Here is a 2,624-nt window from a genome sequence, read left to right on the forward strand (position 1 = left end):
GCCTAGGCTGACTTACACCAGGCGGGTAGCTCCTTCAACCGGGGGGTGAGTGGGACTGCGTGGAGGTGGAGAAATCGACGACCTGCTATGGGCAACTATGAGAGAACAAGGCTCTCGGTTCAGCAGCCGTCCTGAAGTTCAGTGCTTTGGATCGCTACGCTTTGATCCAACACTTGCGAGCGTAGTATAGGATTGCATTTGCCAGTCCTTCTTCAAGTACCGCAGTGTCCTGACGAAAGAAGTCCTCTCCGAGCGGGCCTCCGGATATAACCACGGTGTACCGCCCAGTGTCTTCAGGCTTCGTCCGCTGTCCATCGATTTTGATGACCACCGTGGAGCCACTGTTAGCCATCTCCTCAAACACGCACCAGACGGCATCGCAGCCACTCCAGTCAGGCGGAATGTTCGCCAATCCAATGTCTCGCACAACCCTAGCTGCTTCAGCCCTCACGCTGCTCTGTTCCATTGCTAGAATCCTCTCAACGCCCGAGCAATATCCTCCACCTCTCGCAGTTCACCTCTGGCGACTCGCTCGATCACCTTTCGTATCTGGTCAGACGAAACTCCAGTGGTAATACTGTTACGCCTCATCAGTTCTTCTACAACCGCATGAGCAGTTCTCTTATTGGCGTCATTGAACATGTGCCGACCAGCGATGTCCCGAATGATGCAGGCACACTTATTCCAGAAACCTTCCCAGCGTACAGCGTTCGCTAGAACCGTCGAGACATCGCCGGTCAGAGTCGTTATGCCCCCGAATCGACGGTTAATTGCTGTGATTTCCTCTGCGGTGATACCATGGGCAAACCCACCCCCTTCCGGCGCATTTCTGGCCAAACCGCTGCCTGGGGCATCGTACGAATTATGCGCCCAGAGGGCGAAGGCCCACGCGGTGTCGCCGACGAAGTAGGTGTGATAGTCCGCAACACGGAGATTGTAGAGCTTCTCCTGCCGACCGGTCAGCCGCAGCGCCGTGACCGCCACGCTCTCATGGAGGTCTAAGCCTACGATTCGGTCGCCCGGCTTTAGCTCTCCCGCCACCGTCCAGCCCTTGCCGAGGACGTAGAAGGGATGCTCCTCCGTCGTGCCGATGGTCCGGCCGCCAACCGCTACCTCCCAAATCACCCCCCAACGCTGGAACACCTCCTCCACCGGCCGATACGCCAACTCCCCCTCCGGCTCCATCTCCGGCAGGGATAGCACCTCGTCCGCCGGCGTCAACGCATCCCACCGCACCCAGCCCCGCCGCGTCAGAACCTGCACCTCCCCGGGGAAGCACGGCCGCAGCATCTGGAAGCTATTCCCCGCCACGCCGACCAGGTCCAGGGTCGCTGCACCGTAGTTCCCCGCCGCCAGGTTGTCGCCCGCGTTCAGCGCACCTCCAACTGCCTGCACGCCGTTGATGACCCGCGCGCCGTTGGCCAGCGTGCCGGTCATGGCGCAGGGGTTGGCGAATGCCAGGCCAACGTTCACCGCTGTGCCAGCGACCTGACCTCCCGTGTAAGCCCCGGAGTCATAATCCACCACGTCATCGTAACCCGCCCACTGACGAATCCGTCCCGTCAAACCCATGCTGACGGTGTCGCCCATGCCGGCGGAAAAGTTGCTGGTCTGGGCGAACCAGCCGGTGCGGTGGTGTCCCAGAACATTGTCCCAACTGCGAACGTTTTCTGTCCCGATGACGCGATTGGCCAGCCAGTCCCAGAAGTCGAACAACCCCAGCGGATCGAGCCGATTCGGGAGGCTGTTCCCAATCGCCCGGTAGAGGTTTACATCGCCCGCACCAAACCGCAGCGGGTCGAGGCTCGTCCAGCGGCCGAGGGTGGGGGAATAGTCGCGGTGGCGGAAGTGGCACAGGCCGCTCGTGACATCGTACCGTCCACCCTGGTGCAGGCAGACCCAGGCGAAGGCGCTGGCCGCCAGGACGTTCCAGCTGGCGTCGAGGGCTGTCGCTTGACCGAACGGGTCGATGACGTAGCGTTCGACCACGTTGCCCGCGTTGTCAAACAGCGTGGTGACGTTGTAATTTACGTCCTAACAGATCAGGGTCTAAGAACACGAACCAGAGTTAGAAATCGTGTCTACTCCACGTCATCAATTGTTTTTGCAACCATCAGCGCTTCCGTTATAGCTGCTATGAGCTGTTCGCCCTTTTCGGGCGGCAAGAAAACTTCTAAATCTCCATTTTCACGAGAGGAAATACAGATTCCCACACAGCCCTTCCTTGCTGTGATTATTACGATCCCTTCGCCTTTGGATTCCGCATCAAGAAATGGAATTTGGCTAATCTGCTGCATTGTCTTACCTCATCAAAATCCGGGAATAGGATCACCCGGCAGAAATCTCTGATGCTTTACTCCTGGCAAATCCAGGTGCCAGTGCGGTCCTCGATGCCAAATTGGCGCCGTAGGATGGTACGGGTGCTGCTCAAAGATAATGCGTATGCCGTTTGCCGGTTCCCAAATCACCTTTCCTCGTCCTGGCGTACTTGGCAGGTCAGGTATCCTAGTTCCCGGTATTCCTAGGAATTCATCCATTTCCGAAGGAGTTGACGGCCAGTGTCGTGTAGGTTCTACTAGCCCACCACACGAATTATTATGCGCCCAGACGCTGAAGTCCCAATG

Annotated in this window: 2 protein-coding genes; both read right to left on the bottom strand. The window is 58.2% G+C overall.

Going from position 1 to position 2,624, the window contains the following annotated elements:
• Positions 1-468 precede the first annotated feature (468 nt).
• On the bottom strand, positions 469-1,989 hold the full coding sequence (locus H0921_RS18085; RefSeq protein ID WP_315851934.1) for a polymorphic toxin-type HINT domain-containing protein: 1,521 nt from the start codon (positions 1,987-1,989) through the stop codon (positions 469-471).
• Between the two features lie 92 nt (positions 1,990-2,081).
• On the bottom strand, positions 2,082-2,297 hold the full coding sequence (locus H0921_RS17515) for a hypothetical protein (protein ID WP_194539826.1): 216 nt from the start codon (positions 2,295-2,297) through the stop codon (positions 2,082-2,084).
• Between the last annotated feature and the right edge of the window lie 327 nt (positions 2,298-2,624).

Origin of the sequence: Thermogemmata fonticola (assembly GCF_013694095.1) — a bacterium.
GTDB lineage: Bacteria > Planctomycetota > Planctomycetia > Gemmatales > Gemmataceae > Thermogemmata > Thermogemmata fonticola.

Bases quoted from the DNA above. Each gene is read 5' to 3' on its own strand.
- H0921_RS17515 (WP_194539826.1), bottom strand. From the start codon at position 2,297: ATGCAGCAGATTAGCCAAATTCCATTTCTTGATGCGGAATCCAAAGGC.